Annotated in this window: 18 protein-coding genes; 8 read left to right on the top strand and 10 right to left on the bottom strand. The window is 69.1% G+C overall.

The features are described 5' to 3' along the window. Positions 1 to 55: 55 nt before the first annotated feature. Genes WD271_02830 through WD271_02820 form a run of 3 tightly spaced genes read right to left on the bottom strand, consistent with a single transcriptional unit; the run spans position 56 to position 2,621 of the window. Positions 56 to 1,435 (bottom strand): hypothetical protein, encoded by a 1,380-nt coding sequence (locus WD271_02830; GenBank protein MEX1006759.1) that lies wholly within the window; start codon positions 1,433 to 1,435, stop codon positions 56 to 58. Continuing rightward, positions 1,435 to 1,905, bottom strand: a complete 471-nt coding sequence (locus WD271_02825; GenBank protein MEX1006758.1) for a RidA family protein — start codon at positions 1,903 to 1,905, stop codon at positions 1,435 to 1,437. Before WD271_02825 ends, WD271_02830 begins: the two co-directional genes overlap by 1 nt. Beyond that, the gene (locus WD271_02820) at positions 1,902 to 2,621 is read right to left on the bottom strand and encodes a ThuA domain-containing protein (GenBank protein MEX1006757.1); all 720 of its coding nucleotides are present in this window, start codon (positions 2,619 to 2,621) and stop codon (positions 1,902 to 1,904) included. The genes WD271_02825 and WD271_02820 overlap by 4 nt, the downstream gene beginning before the upstream one ends. 26 nt (positions 2,622 to 2,647) lie before the next feature. On the opposite strand from WD271_02820, the gene WD271_02815 reads away from it, so the two are divergent. The 8 genes from WD271_02815 (at position 2,648) to WD271_02780 (ending at position 8,770) form a co-directional block, all read left to right on the top strand. Continuing rightward, complete coding sequence (locus WD271_02815) at positions 2,648 to 3,307, top strand: alpha/beta family hydrolase (GenBank protein ID MEX1006756.1); 660 nt, start codon at positions 2,648 to 2,650, stop codon at positions 3,305 to 3,307. A gap of 77 nt (positions 3,308 to 3,384) precedes the next feature. Continuing rightward, positions 3,385 to 3,831 (top strand): hypothetical protein, encoded by a 447-nt coding sequence (locus WD271_02810; GenBank protein ID MEX1006755.1) that lies wholly within the window; start codon positions 3,385 to 3,387, stop codon positions 3,829 to 3,831. Between the two features lie 109 nt (positions 3,832 to 3,940). Next, positions 3,941 to 4,468, top strand: a complete 528-nt coding sequence (locus WD271_02805) for an adenylate/guanylate cyclase domain-containing protein (protein MEX1006754.1) — start codon at positions 3,941 to 3,943, stop codon at positions 4,466 to 4,468. A 32-nt stretch (positions 4,469 to 4,500) separates the two neighbouring features. Continuing rightward, positions 4,501 to 5,763, top strand: coding sequence for a UDP-N-acetylglucosamine 1-carboxyvinyltransferase (gene murA / locus WD271_02800; protein MEX1006753.1), 1,263 nt, complete (start codon positions 4,501 to 4,503; stop codon positions 5,761 to 5,763). A 125-nt stretch (positions 5,764 to 5,888) separates the two neighbouring features. Then, complete coding sequence (locus WD271_02795) at positions 5,889 to 6,122, top strand: NifU family protein (protein ID MEX1006752.1); 234 nt, start codon at positions 5,889 to 5,891, stop codon at positions 6,120 to 6,122. Beyond that, positions 6,119 to 7,090, top strand: coding sequence for a methylmalonyl Co-A mutase-associated GTPase MeaB (gene meaB / locus WD271_02790; protein ID MEX1006751.1), 972 nt, complete (start codon positions 6,119 to 6,121; stop codon positions 7,088 to 7,090). The genes WD271_02795 and meaB overlap by 4 nt, the downstream gene beginning before the upstream one ends. A 41-nt stretch (positions 7,091 to 7,131) precedes the next feature. Then, on the top strand, positions 7,132 to 7,992 hold the full coding sequence (locus WD271_02785) for a 3-hydroxybutyryl-CoA dehydrogenase (protein MEX1006750.1): 861 nt from the start codon (positions 7,132 to 7,134) through the stop codon (positions 7,990 to 7,992). Between the two features lies 1 nt (position 7,993). Then, positions 7,994 to 8,770, top strand: a complete 777-nt coding sequence (locus WD271_02780) for an enoyl-CoA hydratase/isomerase family protein (GenBank protein ID MEX1006749.1) — start codon at positions 7,994 to 7,996, stop codon at positions 8,768 to 8,770. 57 nt (positions 8,771 to 8,827) lie between these two features. On the opposite strand, the gene WD271_02775 is transcribed toward WD271_02780, so the two are convergent. From WD271_02775 to WD271_02745, 7 genes are all read right to left on the bottom strand, one after another. Further along, positions 8,828 to 10,204 (bottom strand): alpha/beta hydrolase domain-containing protein, encoded by a 1,377-nt coding sequence (locus WD271_02775; GenBank protein ID MEX1006748.1) that lies wholly within the window; start codon positions 10,202 to 10,204, stop codon positions 8,828 to 8,830. Between the two features lie 19 nt (positions 10,205 to 10,223). Continuing rightward, positions 10,224 to 11,408, bottom strand: a complete 1,185-nt coding sequence (locus tag WD271_02770) for an ABC transporter permease (protein ID MEX1006747.1) — start codon at positions 11,406 to 11,408, stop codon at positions 10,224 to 10,226. Further along, positions 11,405 to 12,130, bottom strand: coding sequence for an ABC transporter ATP-binding protein (locus WD271_02765; protein ID MEX1006746.1), 726 nt, complete (start codon positions 12,128 to 12,130; stop codon positions 11,405 to 11,407). The genes WD271_02770 and WD271_02765 overlap by 4 nt, the downstream gene beginning before the upstream one ends. Next, complete coding sequence (locus WD271_02760; GenBank protein ID MEX1006745.1) at positions 12,127 to 14,556, bottom strand: Calx-beta domain-containing protein; 2,430 nt, start codon at positions 14,554 to 14,556, stop codon at positions 12,127 to 12,129. Before WD271_02760 ends, WD271_02765 begins: the two co-directional genes overlap by 4 nt. Before the next feature lie 26 nt (positions 14,557 to 14,582). Next, complete coding sequence (locus WD271_02755) at positions 14,583 to 15,332, bottom strand: hypothetical protein (GenBank protein ID MEX1006744.1); 750 nt, start codon at positions 15,330 to 15,332, stop codon at positions 14,583 to 14,585. Between the two features lie 170 nt (positions 15,333 to 15,502). Beyond that, a complete protein-coding gene (locus tag WD271_02750; protein MEX1006743.1) occupies positions 15,503 to 16,171 on the bottom strand; it encodes a hypothetical protein in 669 nt (222 codons plus the stop codon). Further along, positions 16,168 to 16,668, bottom strand: coding sequence for a sigma-70 family RNA polymerase sigma factor (locus tag WD271_02745; protein ID MEX1006742.1), 501 nt, complete (start codon positions 16,666 to 16,668; stop codon positions 16,168 to 16,170). The genes WD271_02750 and WD271_02745 overlap by 4 nt, the downstream gene beginning before the upstream one ends. Positions 16,669 to 17,180 lie beyond the last annotated feature (512 nt).

Raw genomic sequence — 17,180 nt, 5'->3', positions numbered from 1 at the left:
TCCGCTGCCACTCGTTCGCCGCGAGCGCCGGGCCCGCCTCTTGGCTCGCGGGTGCTCACTCGCTGAATTGGGGGAGCCAGCGGGCCGTCGCGTCGAGCATCTCGTCGGTCATGGCGACGATGTCGTCGTAGGCGAGCTGGCCGGCCATGGGGTCGGCCAGCATTGCCTCGAGCACGAGCGTGCGGTCGCCCGTGAGCGCGGCTTCGACCGTCCATTCCTGCACGACGTTGATCCGCCGCAGGAACTCACCCATGATCCCGGGGACCGTCGCGTGGTCGCGCCCCCGCACGCCCGATCCGTCGGCGACGCCGATGATCTCGACGACGCTGCGGTCGGGCAGGTTCGTCACGTTCCCCTCGTTCGGCAGGTTGACGGGCAGGCTGCGGGCCGTGCCCGTGATGATGCCGTCGAGCAGCGTGGCGACGAGCTCGCCCGAGGGCATGCGCGTCACGTCGGTTGCGTCCCGCACAGATTCGTAGTGCTCGACGTCGGCCGCCGCGTCGGCGCGGTGGCCCTCCATCCCGTAGTGATGCACGCGCCAGTTACGCCCGTAGTCGTTGCCGGGGTGCACGAAGCCGGGCATGAACTCGACCGAGTGATGGTCGCCCGAACCGGGGAACACGCCGAAGCGGCGCAGGATCTCGAACCGCACCCGGTTGTTCTCGATCACGTCGAGCTTCGACCAGTGCTCGGCCGGCGAGACCTTCGTCCAGTGCATCGCGGGAGGCGGGTCCATCCAGATGGGCTCGGTCGCAGCACGCTCGGGGTCGTCCATCAACGCGCGCAACTTCGCGAACCCGTCTTCGCCGTTCACGCGGAGCTCGGTTGCGAGCGGGTAGTGGTTCACGCCCGCGAGGATCGGGTCGAGGTCAGGCATCCCGCAGTCGAGCGCGAGGCTCAGGTTGAACGTCGCGCCGACCCACTCGTTGCAGAGGCCGACCGTTTTCACGGCGGTCTCACGCGTGACCGATCGGCAGAGCGCGGTGAGCGGGTTCGTGACGTTGACGAACCACGCGTCGGGCGCGATCGACTCCACGTCGCGCGCGATTTCGAGCAGCACGGGAATGCTGCGCAACGCGCGCAGCACGCCGCCGGGCCCGACGCTGTCACCAATCGGTTGGCGGATTCCGTAACGGCGCGGGATCTCGATGTCGTGCTGCATGCTGTCGAAGCCGCCGACCGAGAGACACGTGATCACGAAGTCGGCACCCGCGAGCGCGCGCGTGCGGTCGAGCTCGGCGGTCGTCTCGAGCGAGATCCCGCGCCGGCGCGCGATCTCCCCGCCCAGATCCTCCATGAGCTCGAGACGCTCGGCATCGAGATCGTGCAACACGACAGAAGCATCGGCCAGCGACGGCGTGTTTGCGAAGTCGCACAGCAAGCGGGGCGCCCAGTGATAGCTGCCGCCCCCGACGATCACGATGCGCGGGCCCATCAGCGCTCCTCTCGGAGTGAGACCTCGACCTCGATCTCGACCGCTCCGCCGCGCGGCAGCGCGGCAACGCCGATCGCCGAGCGGCTGTGCCGGCCGGAGGCGCCGAACACCTCCGCGAACAACCGGCTCGCGCCGTCGACCACCGCCGGCTGTTGCTCGAATCGCTGCACACAGGCGACGAAGCCGAGCACGCTGAGCACGCGTTCGATCCGATCGAGGTTCCCGAGCTCCGCGCGCAGCACCGAGAGCGCGTTCAGCGCACACCAGCCGGCGGCTTCCGCGCCCTGCTCGACCGTGAGGTCGAGCCCGAGCGTGCCCGGGTTGACCAGCGCGCCCTCGTGGTTGCGCGGCAGCTGACCCGATGTGCGTGCCCGGCCGTCGTGCACGATCACCGCGTCGAGTGGGTCGTGCGGCGGGTACGGGCCCGGCAGCACGAGGCCGAGCTCGGCGAGCCGGTCGGCGACGCTCATGGCTTCACGCGCCAGTTTGCTTCCCCGTTGGCGCCCAGCGCCCATCCGAGGCCGCCCACGAGATGGCGCAGGTACGCGGGGGCCTCCCACGCGCCCGGGAAGTGCCCGAGGCTCGTCGAGAACACGCGGCCCTCGCCTTCGCTGAAACACCACGCGAGCGGGTAACCGAACGAAGGTGGACGAGCGCCGGGCGCGGTGAGGTCGAGCTCGCCGTCGCGCACGCGCAGCAGCACCTGCGCGTCGGGGCGGAGGTCGCGGAATTGGTAGACCTCGTCGTGCCACTTCCACTCGGCGCCGAGATGCGCGCAGGCGGGATGCGAGGGGTCGAGCACGTCGGCAGTGAACGTCTGCGTCCACGGATGCCCGTCGAAGCGAGCACCCACGAGCGCGCTGTACTCGGCCCACGTGTAGCACGAGTCGGTCGCGGAGTGGATCGAGAGTAATGAGAGCCGGCCCGCGCGCAATCCGCCGACGATCGCGGACTTCTGCTCCGCGCTCCACGGCGTCTCGCCGATCGTGAAGAGTGCGAGCGCGCGTGCGTCGCGCAACGCGGCCGCTTCGATCGTACGGACATCGTCGACCCGTCGTGTTGCCAGGCCGTGCAGCTCGGCGACCTGCGAAACGCCGACCGCGGCCTGGTCGAGCACCCCGTGCACGCCCGCGGGCCCGTCGCGATAGGGCGCGACCTGAGTGACGAACAGCAAGCGATCAGCCACGGCAGCAAAGTAGCCTCCGTTCGCGCATGGCCGAGAAGCAGGTGACCGAGTACGCGTGGCAGGGGCCGAAGCGAGGGGCCGATCGCGCGGTGCTGCTCGCGCACGGAGCGGGTTCCGACATGTACGGAGCGGCGCTGCTCGTTGTGGCCGACGCGCTGGCCGATGCGGGCATCCCGTCGTTGCGCTTCAACTATCCGTACCGGAGCGCAGGGAAGAACGCACCCGACCGGCCGAAAGTGCTCGATGCGGCGACGCGCGAAGCGTGCACGGAGCTTGCGCGCCGTTCGAAGCTCCCGCCCGATCGGCTCGTGCTCGGTGGACGCTCGATGGGCGGCCGCTACTGCTCGCTCGTCGTGGGCGCGGAGGAGGATCCCGTCCCCGCGCTCGGACTGCTCCTGCTCGGGTATCCGTTGCACGCGGCCGGCAAACCCGACCAGCAGCGCGCCGAACACTTCCCGCGCTTGCGCGTGCCGGTGCTGTTCGCGAGCGGAACGCGCGACGCCCTTGCCGGTAAGGCCGAGCTCACGAAGGCGGCGCGCGGCGTCGAGGGGAAGGTCACGTTCCACTGGATCGACACCGCCGACCACGGCTACCGGCCGTTGAAGTCGAGCGGCCGGACCGCCGCCGACGTGCTCGAGGAGGTCGCGGCGGGTGCGACCGAGTGGGTTCGGGTACTGCCACGTTGACGCGGGGCACCGATCCGGCGTCCAATGGTGGACACGCCGAGGCCCGCGCCCACAGGCCAATACCGTGAGGGGGTCGTATGCCGAGTGACGTTGACCGCACAGCCAAGGCAGTCGATCGGGTCCAGCCGCAGCGCGACGCGCTCCGCGAGGCCCACCACGCGTTCGCCGCGGCGTGCGAGTCGGCGGCCGACTCGGTGGCACTTGCCGACGCGCTCACGGCGTTGCGCTCCGCGTTCGACCTGCATGTCGAGTACGCCGAGGGCGGGGGAGGGCTGTTCGAGGAGCTGCTCGACGACGCTCCTGCCGAAGCCGCGCCCGAGGTCGACCGGCTCAAGCGTGACCACGCCGTCATCGCGACCGCCATGGACCGCGCTGCGGGGCTCCTCGGGGAGGGTGCCGGCATCGACGACGAACGGCTCGCAGGCGTCACCGCGGAGGTCGTCCGTCTCCTCGCCCAGCACCGGCGCCGGGGCGCCGAGCTCCTCTACAACGTGTATGCCGTCGAGATCGGGGCGGGCGACTGACCCATAGTCAGGAGCGAACGGCCACGAGCCGGGTATCCCGGCTCGTAGTGAGCGACCCATAGACAGGACCAATCCGCCGATCCCGCGTGCGGTTTGCCAAACTGTTGGCATGCGGGTCCACCGGTGCTTTGCGTTCGTCGACATGTGTGGGTTCACCCGTATGAACGACACGCTGGGCGACGAGGAAGCGGTCGCGGTGCTCTCCACGTTCCGGGCGTTGGTGCGCCGGCTTGCTCCTGACCACGGGATCCGGGTGGGCAAGTGGTTCGGTGACGGCTGCATGTTCGTCTCCACCGAAGTTCGCCCGATCGTGGCCGGCATGCTCGATCTCACGGAGCAGCTCGAGAGCGCCGACATCGTGCTCCCGCTTCGCACGGGAATCGCGGCCGGTCCGGTGATCCTCTTCGAGGGCGACGACTTCATCGGGATGGCGATCAACCTCGCGTCGCGTCTCTGCGATGCGGCGGGGCCCGGTGAGATCCTCGCGACGACCGCGGTTGCGGCGGCGGTGGGCGAAGAGTTCGGCGCCGTACCGCTCGGGTACCGGCCGATCCCGGGGATCGTGCAGCCCATGGAGGTGTGGCGCATCCCGGTGCCCGAGCGCGAGGGCGACCTCCCGCTCAGCTTCGCCGAGTGACGGGAGTGCCGAGTGACCGGAGCGCGGGCCCGATGACCGACGCGTTCGTCGTGCTCGCGGGCGAGCGGCTCTCCGGGCGCGTGCGCGTTTCGGGCGCCACCAAGAACCTCGGCCTGAAGCAGATGGCCGCCGCGCTCCTCGCACCCGGCGTGACGACGCTGCGCAACATGGACCGCGTCACCGACCTCGACGTGATGATCGACGTCATGCGCGCGGTCGGCGCCGAGGTCGCCTGGACCGGTGAGCGCGAGCTCAGTATCGACACGTCGGGCCCGCTCGATCCGGAGACGCCCTACGAGCTCGTCACCCGACTGCGCGCGTCGGTGAACGTGCTCGGTCCGCTGCTCGCGCGTTGCGGCGAGGCGCGCGTCGCGATGCCCGGGGGCGACAACATCGGGAGCCGTCCGCTCGACATGCACTTGCGTGGCCTCGGGGCGATGGGCGCCGACCTGACGGTCGTCCACGGCTTCATCGAAGGAAGGGTGAACCGCCTCGGAGGTGCGCGCATCGTGCTCGAGTTCCCGAGCGTCGGCGCCACCGAGAACCTGCTCACCGCCGCGGTGCTCGCGAAGGGGCAGACCGTGATCGAGAACGCGGCGCGCGAGCCCGAGATCACCGAGCTCGCGGCGATGTTGAACCGCATGGGCGCGCGCGTGCTCGGCGCGGGAACGTCGACCATCGAGGTCGAAGGTGTGGAGTCGCTCGAGCCAGTCGACGCCGAGATCATGGGCGACCGCATCGAGACCGGCACGCTTCTCATGGCGTGCGGAATTGCCGGCGGTGAGATCACGATCGAGGGCGCGCGTATCGAACACGTCGAGCTGATCGCGGTCAAGCTCGGCGAGATGGGACTCAAGGTGTCGCCCACGCCCGACGGGATCTGGGCCCGCGCCGACGATCGGCTGCGTGCCGTCGACGTCGCCACGCTCCCCTTCCCGGGCTTCGCGACCGACTTCCTCCCGCTCGTGGTCGCGCTCCTGGCGATCGCCGAGGGCACCGCCATCGTCACCGAGAACGTCTTCGACAACCGTCTCGGGTTCGTCCCGGAGCTCAACCGGATGGGTGCCGACGTCCGGCACGAGGGGCGCCATGCCGTCGTGCGGGGCGTGCCTCGGCTGTCGGGAGCCCCCGTGCGGGCTCTCGACGTGCGGGCGGGGGCGGCGCTGGTGATCGCGGGCCTCGCGGCCGAGGGGGAGACGGTCGTGCTCGACCCCCATCACGTCGACCGTGGCTACCCTGACCTCGCCGCGACCCTGCAAGTGCTGGGGGCCAACGTGCTCCGGGTGCGCGAATAGCGGTGAGGCCGGAGCGAGCCGATAGGGAGTGAGCGGCCGCGCCGCAGGTACCCTTCGGCGTAGCGAGCGAGCCGAGAGTGAAGGACGTTCTCATGCCGATCGACACCGATCTCGAACCCGCCGAGCTGGAGCAGCGCATCCGCGATGCCATCGAGCTCATCCGCCCGGCGCTCCAGAGCGACGGCGGCGACATCGAGTTTCAGGAGCTCGACGACGACGGTGTGGTCCACGTCTCTCTGGTCGGCGCGTGCGGAACCTGCCCCATCTCGATGCAAACCCTGAAGGCCGGAGTGGAGCGCATCATCATGGACCGCGCGCCGGGCGTCACCGCGGTCGTCGACGACTCCATCGAAGAGTGACGTCGCCGGTCGCGGCGCTGGTCGACGCGACAGGCCACGGCGACCGCGCCGCACTCGCCAGACTCCTCACCATCGTCGAGTCGGGCGGTGAGGCCGCGCGTGACGCGCTCGCAGCATTGCCGCCCACCGCGGCCGGGCATGCTGCCGTCGTCGGCCTCACCGGAGCGCCCGGTGCGGGCAAGTCCACGCTCACCGACGGACTCGTCGGCCGGCTCCGCGGTGCCGGTGAGCGCGTTGCGGTGATCGCGGTCGATCCAACGAGCCCGTTCACCGGCGGTGCGATCCTCGGCGACCGCGTGCGCATGCAGGACCACGACACCGACGACGGCGTCTTCGTCCGTTCGATGGCGACGCGCGGGGAGCTCGGCGGACTCTCGCGCGCGGCACCGCACGCGGTGCGCGTGCTCGATGCCGCGGGCTACGCGTGGATCCTCGTCGAGACGGTGGGAGTCGGTCAGGTCGAGGTGGCCGTGGCCGGAACCGCCGATACGACCGTTGTCGTCGTCACGCCCGGTTGGGGCGACGCGATCCAGGCCAGCAAGGCCGGCCTGCTCGAGATCGGCGACGTGTTCGTCGTGAACAAGGCCGATCGCGGTGGCGTCGAGGTGACCGTCAACGACCTGCACGGGATGTTGATGCTGGGCGCCTCGGTGGAGGAACCGCAGGACGGACCACGGGAGTGGGTGCCTCCCATCGTGCCCACCGTCGCCATCGAGGGTCGCGGTCTCGACGAGCTGGTCGACGCGGTGACCGGCCACCGGCGCTACCTCGAGGCGTCCGGGGAACTGGCCCGTCGGCGCGAACTGCGCGTTCGGGACGAGTTGCGCGGGATCGTGCTCGAGCGGGTGGCCAAGCGCGCCGATGACATCTGCAGCGGAGCCCGCTTCGATAGCGTGGCTGCTCGAGTCGCTGCGGGGGTTGTCGATCCCTACACTGCGGCGACCGAATTGGTCGATGACCAAACCTGACGACCAAACCTGACGAGCCAAATCTTACCGAGAGGGTTCACGTGGGAATCGAGCGGGTCGGCGTCGTCGGCGCCGGGCTCATGGGTTCCGGGATCGCGGAAGTGTGCGCGAGGGCCGGGGCCGACGTGATCGTGTGCGAGACCGACGCCAAGACCTCTGCCGCGGGGCTCGAGCGCATCGAGACGTCGCTGTCCCGTGCGGTGCGGAGCGGCAAGCTCGACGAGACGGGGAGCGAGGCCGTCCTCGCCCGCTTGCTGCTCACCACCGACCTCGGCGACCTCGCCGACCGTGAGCTCGTCATCGAGGCCATCATCGAGTCGGTCGACGAGAAGCTCGAGGTGTTCGGGAAGCTCGACAAGATCCTCGAGGACGACGAAGCGATCCTCGCCTCGAACACGTCGTCGATCCCGATCATGAAGATCGCGATGGCCACGCAGCGCCCGGAGAGCGTGCTCGGGCTCCACTTCTTCAACCCGGTACCCGTGCAGCATCTGGTCGAGCTGATCCCGTCGATCGTCACGAGCGAGGCTGCTGCCGATCAAGTGGAGGAGTTCGTTACTACGAAGCTGGACAAGCGCGTCATCCGGTCGCGCGACCGTGCCGGCTTCATCGTGAACTTCCTGTTCGTGCCGTATGTGCTCTCGGCGATCCGGATGCTCGATTCAGGCTTCGCGTCTGCCGACGACATCGATGCCGGCATGGTGGAGGGTTGCTCGCACCCGATGGGTCCCCTCGCGCTCGCCGACCTCATCGGCCTCGACACCATCAAGGCGGTTGCCGACTCCATGTACGAGGAGTTCAAGGAGCCGCTCTACTCGGCGCCGCCCCTTCTCCGCCGCATGGTGGAAGCCGGCTTGCTCGGCCGCAAGCGGGGGCGCGGCTTCTTCGACTACGCGAAGTAGCGTGGCCGATCCGATCTTGCAGTCGGAACGGCGCGATGGCATCGCGCTGCTCCGGCTCAACCGCCCGCCGCTGAACCCGCTGTCGATCGCGCTGCTCGAAGAGATCGCCGCGCACGCCGACGTGCTCGCGCACGACGACGACCTGAAGGCCGTCGTCGTGACCGGCAACGCGAAAGCGCTCGCCGCGGGTGCCGACGTCTCGGAGTTCACCGAGGTTGACGCAGCGCCGCGCGTCACGGCCGCGTTCCGCGCCGCGTTCGATGCGCTCGGATCGATCCCGCGGCCGGTGATCGCGGCGATCGAGGGCTTCGCGCTGGGTGGCGGCTTCGAGCTCGCGCTGGCGTGCGACCTGCGCGTTGCCGGTGACGGCGTGCGTCTCGGCTTTCCCGAGATCCAACTCGGCATCTTCCCGGGCGCGGGTGGTACGCAGCGGCTGTCGAGGCTCGTCGGGCCCGCGCGGGCGAAGGACCTCATCTGGAGCGGTCGGCACGTCAAGGCCGACGAGGCGGTCGCGCTCGGGCTCGTCGACCGCGTCGTGCCCGCGGGCGGTGCGCTCGACGCCGCGCTCGAGTGGGCGGCGTCGCTCGGCGCGGGCGCGGTCGTCGCGATGGGGATCGCCAAGCGCGTGATCGACGAGGGCTTCGACCTCCCGCTCGGCGATGCGCTCGATCTCGAGGCCGGCGGCTTTGCCGAGGTCTTCGAGACCGAGGATGCCACCACCGGCATCCAGAGCTTCCTCGCCGACGGCCCCGGCAAAGCAACCTTCTCCGGCCGCTGACACTCAACCGGCGTCAGCAGAGTCGGTATAACCGACTCGAACGACGCCGGTTCGCTGCTAACCGCGGTAGAGCTCGGCGGCGATCGCCTTGATCTCGGGGGCGTCGGCTTCGAGGAAGAAGCCGGCGGCGACGGCGGCGTCGGTGGCCGCGTCGAACTTCGCGCAGTAGTCGCGCTTGCTGGTGTAGAGCGAGGCGAGCTTCTCCGCGCTGAACGGGATCGTCGTGCCGCACAAGAACGAGATCGCTGCACCGCCGTTGCCGAGACCCGACAGTGTCGCGATCGGCACGTCGACGTGCGGTGTGCGAATGCCGCCGCGCGCGATGCCGTGCTCGTCGACGACGAACGACGTGGCCGGTTCACCCGGCTGTACTTCGAGCCGCGGTGCGGACGGTGGCGCCGTGCCGTCGCGCAGCCAGCGGTCGAAGTGCGCGAGCGCGGCCTGGAGCACGTAGTGCTGCGGACCGGTGTTGATGGGCTGGTCCAGCTCGAAGCCCATCGGCGACGTCGTCGGCGCCCACAGCGCGGCGAGCTCGGTGATCGGGAGCGCACCGCTGTCGACGAAACCCGCAATGAACGTGTACACGTCGGCATGCGACGTGCCCGCCACCTCCCACAAGCGGAACTTGTCGTTGTCGGGCTGGCGCGCCGGGTAGTAGCCCAAGCCGATGAGGTCGGTCTCGGCCTCGAAGCAGAGCACGGGTACGCGCAGGCCCTCGCGGAAGGGCTCGGGTGGCGCCGACGGGTCGCGCATCGGCCCGCTCGCGTCGAGCGGTGACCCCGAGCGACCCCGCGCGTGCACGAAGAAGCCGTCGTACTCCTGCGCGATCGCGTCGACCACGTTGACGTAGGCGGTGAGCCGCATCGCCGACTGCGACTCGCCGATCGCGATCACGCGCTCCACCGGGAGCTCGGCGAGCGCAGTTCCGGGGACGCCCCGGGCAACCGCCCCGGCTTGGGTGTAGATGTCGAAGGAGAAGACGTCGCCGGGATGCGCGAGCGGCCCGTAGCGCTCGGGATCCACTTCCGTGAGACCCATCGCGTTCGCGGTTGCGACGAGGGATTGGCCACCGTGCACGCCCACCGACTGCGCCGACACGCCGACCCAGGCGTACCCGCTCCGCATCATCTCGCGGTGCAGGAACGTCCAGTCGGGTGATCCGTCGACCCCGCCACTCACGTTCAGCCACTCGACGACGACGGTGCCGTTGAAGCGCGCGGCGTCGGCCGGGCGGTAGACGAGGATGCGCGTGCGGTAGTCGGCGGAGTCGACCGTCTTCGTCGCACCGTCGCCGGTGACCTCGTACGCGTCGGCGGTGCCGGCGAGGAAGTACTCCGTCTGCGTGTAGTCGTGCTCGGCGAGGCCCGCCGCAACTCCGCCGACGAAGGGGCCGTTCCCCCCGGTGACCGGCCCTTCGATGCTCGGAAGATTCATCGTTCGAGGCTAGAGGTTCTCACCCGAGGCGGAGGGTCTCCAGCGGCTCCAGGCGGGCCGCCTTCACCGAGGGGTAGAGCCCGGCGACGACGGACACACCCACGGCCAGCCCGATCCAGAGGGGCATCTTCCCGTAGTTGATCACGACGACCCAATCGGCGAGACCGGAGACGAGGTACACCACCCCGACACCGACGAGCGCCCCGATCACACCGCCGAGGATCCCGACGAACAGCGCTTCGAGCAGGAACTGGAGCGCGATCAAGGAGCGCGTGCTCCCGAGGGCGCGCCGGATCCCGATCTCCGACGAGCGTTGGATCACCGAGATCGACATCACGTTGGCGATCCCGAGCCCGCCGATCGCGAGCGCGAGTAACCCGGCGAAGAGGGCCGTCTGCTGGAGTGTCTTGTCGGCCTGGGCCGACGCCTCCAGCGCATCGCTCGGGATCTTCGTCGAGACCTCGTCGGTGCCGCCGAGGCTGATAGCAGTGGCGATCGCGTCGTTGGTCTCGTTGGTGGTCCCGCCGGCGGCGCGTATGTACATCTTGGTGGGCTCACCCTCGGTGTCGAAGTCGTGCTTGGCGGACCACTGCGTCACGAACGCGGCGTTGTCGAGGTTCGGGTCGAGCGCGACTGGGTCGAGCACGCCGACGACGCCGTAGTCGATCTCGTTGAGGGTGATCGTGCGGATCTCGCCGGGCACGACTGCGTATTGATCGGCGAGCCCGGCCCCGATCACCACCGCCCGCGCCTTGTTCTTCCGATCGCCTTGGCGCAACCAACGACCGCTGCGCAACGGGACCTCGAGCACGCCCGGCAACGCACCGTCGGCGGCGAGCACCGGCACGGGAAACGCCTGGTAGAAGTCCGCGGAACCCGCGTTCGGGAGCGTCACGACACCGGCGATCTCCGAGACCGCCGACGCGCGCATCACCGTCGGCAACGCTTCGACCCGGTGCACCGCGTCCTTCGGCAACGTGGGGTTCTGTTGGCCGAACGTGCCCGCCGCTTCGGCGGTGATCAGGCTGGTACCGAGCTCGGCGAGCTTCTCGCGGAGGTCGCCCTTGGCGGACTCCGTGAGACCCACTGCGCCGACCATCGCGGCGACGCCCGCGACCGGCCCGAGCAGGATCAGCAGGGTGCGCACCTTGCGGGCGGCGATCCCTGTGGCCGCGACCGAGAACAGCTCGCGGGCGCGGCTCACACGTGTCCTTGGAACGGAACCGGCACTTGGCGTTCGTCGGCGACGATCTCCCCGTCGAGCATCGAGACCACTCGCTTGGTGGTCGCGGCGATCCGGGGGTCGTGCGTCACGAGCACGACGGCCCGTTCGCGAGACTCGAGACTCGCGAAGATCTCCATGACGATCCCCGCGTTCTGCGAATCGAGCGCGCCGCTGGGCTCGTCGGCGAGCACCATGATCGGTTCGGTGACGATCGCGCGCGCGATCGCCACGCGCTGCTGTTCCCCGCCGGAGAGTTGCAGCGGGCGATGGTCGGCTCGAGGCGCGAGGCCCACCTGTTCGAGCGCACGCGTGGCACGGTCACGGCACTCGGCCCGGCTCAGGCCGCGGAAGAGCAGCGCGGTCGCGACGTTGCCGAGCGCGCTCAAGTGCGGGATCAGATGGAACTGCTGGAACACGAAGCCGACCGACTCGCCGCGGAGCTTCGACCGGGCCGCGTCGTCGAGCGTCCCGGTATCGACTCCCGAGATCTCCACCGTTCCCTCGGTCGGTCGGTCGAGCACGCCGAGAAGCCCGAGCATCGTCGACTTGCCCGAACCCGACGGCCCGACGATGGCGAGAAGATCGCCGGCGTGGATCTGCAACGACACGTCGCGCAGCGCGTAGACCTTCACCTGCTCGCCGTAGACGCGGGAGACGTTGGTGAGCTCGAGGAGCGGCGACCCGTTGGTCACCGCGGTCATCCCTGCGACCCCTGATCGACCTCGACGACCACGACCTGGTTGGCGCGCAGACCCGACTGGATCTCGATGTAGGAACCCTCCGAGAGCCCGGTCTTCACCCGCACTTCGCGCGTCCGGCCACCGTGGTCGAGATCGATCACGCGCACCACGTCGTCCCCCGAACCGTTCTGCTTGACCGCCGCGATGGGTACGGTCAGAGCACCGACACGCTCCTCGAGGACCACCTCGATCGTGACCGGTGCCCCGTCGGCGGCACCGAGCTCACCCTCGACCTGCACCGTCCCCTTGTAGGTCTGCTTCTTCGTATCCGGATCGGTGGTGACGTTGTCGTCGAGCTCGGAGATCACGCCGGGGGCCGTCCCGTCGCCACCCTGTAGCTGGACGGTGACGCTCTGTCCGACCTTCAGCTTCGTGCGGTCGGCGGCGCTGGTGTCGAGCGTGACCGCGAACGAGGTCTCGGTGAGCGAGAACAACGGCTTACCCGCGACCACGACGTCGCCCTCTTCCACGAACACCTCACCCAGGCGCGTGGGGTATTTCCCCGCGATGATGTCGGTCGGCACGAAGTAGACGTTGGTGTTGAGCGTGAGCACGGGAACGGTGACGCTGGTCTCACCCGCGGGCAGGAACGCGGTACCGGTGAGCGGCACGATGTTCGTACCTTGCTTCGCAGAACCGGTCACCGTGTACGAGATCGATGTGTCTTTGATGGGCGGTTGGTCGGCAATGATCGTGAACACCGCACCGCCACCCAGGCCGACAGCTGCCGGACCGCCGACGATGTTGACCTCGGGCAGATTCGTGGACACGATCACCGACAGCGCGGCGCCGGGGTCGCCGACGACGTAGCCCGGGCTCAGGAGCACCGACACCACCAACAGCTTGTCCGGCTGAACCAGACCGTTGTCGAGGATCGGAACGGTCACGGGAAGCGCGGTTTGCCCCGGGGGCACGGTGAGCAGCCCGCCCGGCGGGTTGTAGTCGGACCCGGCCACGGCATCCCCGCCGAAGGCGATGTTCACCTGGAGCTCTTCACTGAGGGCGCGGTCGAGCGCGATCGTGAACTGCGCGGGTTGACCCTGGCCCGCGGTGATGCGCAGGTTGCCCGCGGTGATCGTCACCACTGGACGCGCGGCGTCGCCGCTGGCGCCCGCGATGGTGATCGTCGCGGTATTCACCGGCCCGACCGTGTACGCCGCGGCCGGCGCCAAGCCGATCACGATGCTCCGGTTGGGCTTGACCACCGAGCTGGTCTTCGTGGTGATCGTGAGCGTGGTCGTGGTGCGGCCGGCAGCGAGGGTGACGACCGGCGGGAACGACGCATAGTCGGTGCCGGGCGTCGCGCTGCCACCGACGTTCAGGCCGACCTGCGTGGTGTTCAGGGGCGCCTGGTCGGCGGTCACGGTGATGGTCGCCGACTGCCCCTGCTGCACCGTGGTCGAACCGGTGAGGGTGAGCTGCGGCACGGCGTGGGACACGATCGTGGTGGTCGCCGAGCCGGGCGAGCCGACGCTGTAGTTCGGGGGGTCCGCGTCGAGCGAGACCGTCAGCGTCTTGTTCGGCTCCACCAGCGTGTCCGGCTTGGTGAGGATCTGGATCGTCGTCGACGGGGCGTTGGCGGGGAGGGTGAACGACCCAACCGGGGCGATCACATCGTTCGAGGTCGCGGTGCCCCCGAGTGACACGGTGAACGAGATCGGCGATGGGCTCGTGACGCTCGCGCTCACGACAAAAGTGGCCGGGGCCGGCTTGTTCACCACGCTGGACGTCGAGACGATCGTGAGCTCCTCGCCCACGGCGGGGCTCACGCCGGTGGGACGGAAGATGGCGGCGGCCTTGGCGATCGGTGGCGGACCGATCGTCAAACCGGCCGACGTCTCCTGGCCGAGCTCGTACCCGGCTCCCTGCTGGAGCGCCACGTTCACCGTCTGCGTGGTCTGTGGCGTCGCTCCGGGGTAGTTGTGCGCGGCCTGCCACTGCGCGAGCGCGAAGCTGGTCTGCACGGTGTAGAGCTGGTCGACGGTGCCCGGCGAGTATCCGGCGGCCTTCAGGATCTGCTCGAGCTGCCGGACGTCGGTTCCCTCCGCCCCGACGTCGAGCTTCCGGAAGAACGCGAACGCGCCCACCGCGGTGACCGAGTCGCGGCCGTCGAGCGCGAGGATGGCTTCGTTGCCCGTGAGCGTCGCGCCATCGTCGAGGTAGACCTGGCTCACCTGCGCCGCTTCGTTCACGCTGTTGACGGTCCGTTGCTCGACGCGGCCCAGCGTGCCCTGCACGGTCACCTCGTCGCGCAGGTCGCGCGGTTGAGCGGTCGCCGTGATCAACAGCGGCTTGGAGTCCGAGCTGCCACCACTCGACGAGAAGTACACGATGCCCCCGCCGACGACGAGGACCGCCGCCATCCCCGCCAGGATCCATTTCCGCACGCTTCGGTCCCCCGCTTCTCAGCTTCCTAGAGCCCGGTCGCCTTCTGTGCCTTGCCCGCGCACTCTTCCACGTCTTTGCTGGAGAGCAGGTCCTTGCCCGGCGGCGCTTGTATCTGGCTCTGCGAGCCGCCGGAGCCGCCGAACGCGAAGAGCCGCCCCTGGCTGTCGGGCTTCGGCTTGTCGATCTTCCACCCGCGATCGATCATGCAGGAGCGCCATATCAGGTAACCCTTGTTCCGCCGTTCGATGTCCGCGGGCGACAGGTTGTCGTTCGCGCCCTGGGACGCCTGCAGCGCCTGCACGATGTTGGAGCGTGCCGCGCAGGTGGTGAGGCTCTCGAGGTAGCTGGGGTCGTTGGTCGGCGAGCTCGGATCCGCCGCGTTGGGGGCGCCGATGAACTTCACCCCGAGATCGTCGAGGCAGGTGCGGAACTTCCCGAGCGCGGCGAACAGCGTCTTCGTGGGGTCCTCCTTGTTGTCGAGGGGGATGGTGGTTCCGGTCGAGGAGTCAGCCGCGGCCGTAGCTCCCGATGCCCCCGACGCGGGTGTCGACGCCGATGCCAGCTTGCTCGTGGGCGCCACGATCTTCCCGTGCACGACCTTGTAGCCCTGGGGGAGCTTGATGTCGACCGGTCCCGCCTCGATCACCGTCGCGTTGTCGGTGTCCCCGCCACCGCTGCAGCCCGCGAGCGCGAAGGTGACGGTGATCAGCGACGCGAGGGCGACGACACCGCGCGGGCGCACGCGTCGTCGCGCGTCGCCCCTCCTCCTTTGCATCCGCAGTGCTCCGATCGTTTGCCCGTGGCGACAAATGTGCCACAGATCTTGGAGTGCCTGTGGTCGCGGCCGCCATTGTTGCCGGTTACCACCGCTCGTTACGTTCGCGGAACGCCACCTGGCCCGCTCTCCCCCGCTCCAGCCCCGCGCCGCGTCCTGACGAGAGCCGCTCATTGCGGCGGGCACCGTTGGCGGAGTCCGCCGAGGGAGAGCAGGTCACAGGCGGTGCGGACCGCGACCTTCCAGCGACCGCCGTCGAAGACGGCGTACCCCACTCGATCGACGAGCACGTCACCGTGTTCCGGGACCGTGACGGTGAAGCGCACAGCCCCGTGGGTCTGATCGATGAAGGCGACATCGAGAACGTTGATCGAGATTCCGTCGAGCTGCTCACTCGTGTAACCGTGAAGCTCCGCGTAGGTCAAGACCTCGCGGCGAAAACCTTGGAGCGAGTCTCCGTCCTGGAGCGCGGCAACTCTCGTCCTCTCCGGGGTGCTTCCCGCGAAAGCGTCGCGAAACGCCTGAGCGATTGCGGCGCGTGCGGCGTCGACGTCGGCCGGTTCGAGAGCCGAGGACGACGCTTCAGGGCTCGGCAAGCCATCGCTCTGTGCAGCGACCGCGCGAGTGCCGGAAGCTTCGTTCGCGTTTCCGATCAGGTAGCCGGCGTATCCCGCGGCGACGAGGACTGCGACAAGGCCAGCCACGAACGCACGCCGTTGGCGAGTCGCTCGGCGCCCCACTCGAGCAAAGAGGTCCTCGATGTCTGCCCGCGGCGACAATTTGCGGACGCGAAGCTCGATGCTTCGCTCGAGCGACTTCGCCAACTCGTCGTCGCTCACCGTTCGACCACCCTCCTCAGTTGCGCGAGTCCGCGATGCACGAGCGAGGCAACCGTGCCCTCGCGGCACCCGAGTACGTCCGCGATCTCGGCTTGTGAGAGACCTTCGTAGAACTGCAAGACGAGCGCGGCGCGCTGTCGATACGGCAGCCTCTCCAGCACATCAAACAACTCGTCGGCGTTCAACGAGTCGGTCGTCGCGCGCTCTCGGAAGGACGCCGCGCGCTCGCGCGTCGCACGGCGTCCCGCCGATCGACACGCGTTGACCACGGCGCGACGCAGGTAAGCGGTGGGTGTGGTGATGCGGCCCCAACGAGCGTGGACGCGGACGAACGCATCTTGAACGAGGTCTTCTGCCGACGCTTCCGAACCCGTGAGCGCCACTGCGAGACGGACCATTGATCCGAAGCTCTCCTCGTAGAGCTGGACGAACGACGGAGTGAGGGCACCCTGGTGGATCTCGAGCTCGAACGGGACTCGTCGCGCCGGTTCTTCCACAGTTTCCCTGCGCGCCGCAGCAAAGAGTGCTCGACGCGGACCACGAAGGACGGGACGAAGCGACCCTAGCGAGCGTTCTCGACAGGCGGCAACCGTCATGATCAGGGAGACGTCGGGTCCGGGAGCGAGCACACGGTCGCGCGGTAATCGAGATCGAGCTTGGCCGCGGTCACGAGCGCGCTGGCATAGCGCGGCGCGCACGAACGGCACTCCCGCCGCGCACAGAGTCACCGAGGCCATGTACACACCGGTTCGAGAAGGCCGCACACTGCCGCCAAATCGTCCCATCGTCGTTGAGACGCTCGAGCGAGCAGTTTCCTTGCAAATCTCCCGTCAACCCAGGCTCGGGTGCGAACTCGACGAGATCGATCTCGGCGGCCCTCTCTCCCCTGTGCTGTCCGATGGACCGTAGTCGTCGCCCCTCCTCCTCCTTTGCATCCGCAGTGCTCCGGTCGTTCGGCGTCGGCCCGAACCGCGCTTGCGGCCTGCCACCAGCTGTTGGGCCGTCGCCA

The organism is Acidimicrobiia bacterium (genome assembly GCA_040880805.1).
In the GTDB taxonomy this organism is placed as follows: Bacteria; Actinomycetota; Acidimicrobiia; order IMCC26256; family DASPTH01; genus DASPTH01.
Note: the sequence above shows the minus strand (reverse complement) of the source record. Positions and strands in the feature narration are given on the sequence as shown.

Excerpts from the sequence above, each read along its gene's own strand:
- WD271_02830 (MEX1006759.1), bottom strand. The coding sequence starts at position 1,435 with ATGGGCCCGCGCATCGTGATCGTCGGGGGCGGCAGCTATCACTGGGCG.
- WD271_02825 (MEX1006758.1), bottom strand. The coding sequence starts at position 1,905 with ATGAGCGTCGCCGACCGGCTCGCCGAGCTCGGCCTCGTGCTGCCGGGC.
- WD271_02815 (MEX1006756.1), top strand. The coding sequence starts at position 2,648 with ATGGCCGAGAAGCAGGTGACCGAGTACGCGTGGCAGGGGCCGAAGCGA.
- WD271_02810 (MEX1006755.1), top strand. The coding sequence starts at position 3,385 with ATGCCGAGTGACGTTGACCGCACAGCCAAGGCAGTCGATCGGGTCCAG.
- WD271_02805 (MEX1006754.1), top strand. The coding sequence starts at position 3,941 with ATGCGGGTCCACCGGTGCTTTGCGTTCGTCGACATGTGTGGGTTCACC.
- murA (MEX1006753.1), top strand. The coding sequence starts at position 4,501 with ATGACCGACGCGTTCGTCGTGCTCGCGGGCGAGCGGCTCTCCGGGCGC.
- WD271_02775 (MEX1006748.1), bottom strand. The coding sequence starts at position 10,204 with ATGAATCTTCCGAGCATCGAAGGGCCGGTCACCGGGGGGAACGGCCCC.
- WD271_02765 (MEX1006746.1), bottom strand. The coding sequence starts at position 12,130 with ATGACCGCGGTGACCAACGGGTCGCCGCTCCTCGAGCTCACCAACGTC.
- WD271_02755 (MEX1006744.1), bottom strand. The coding sequence starts at position 15,332 with ATGCAAAGGAGGAGGGGCGACGCGCGACGACGCGTGCGCCCGCGCGGT.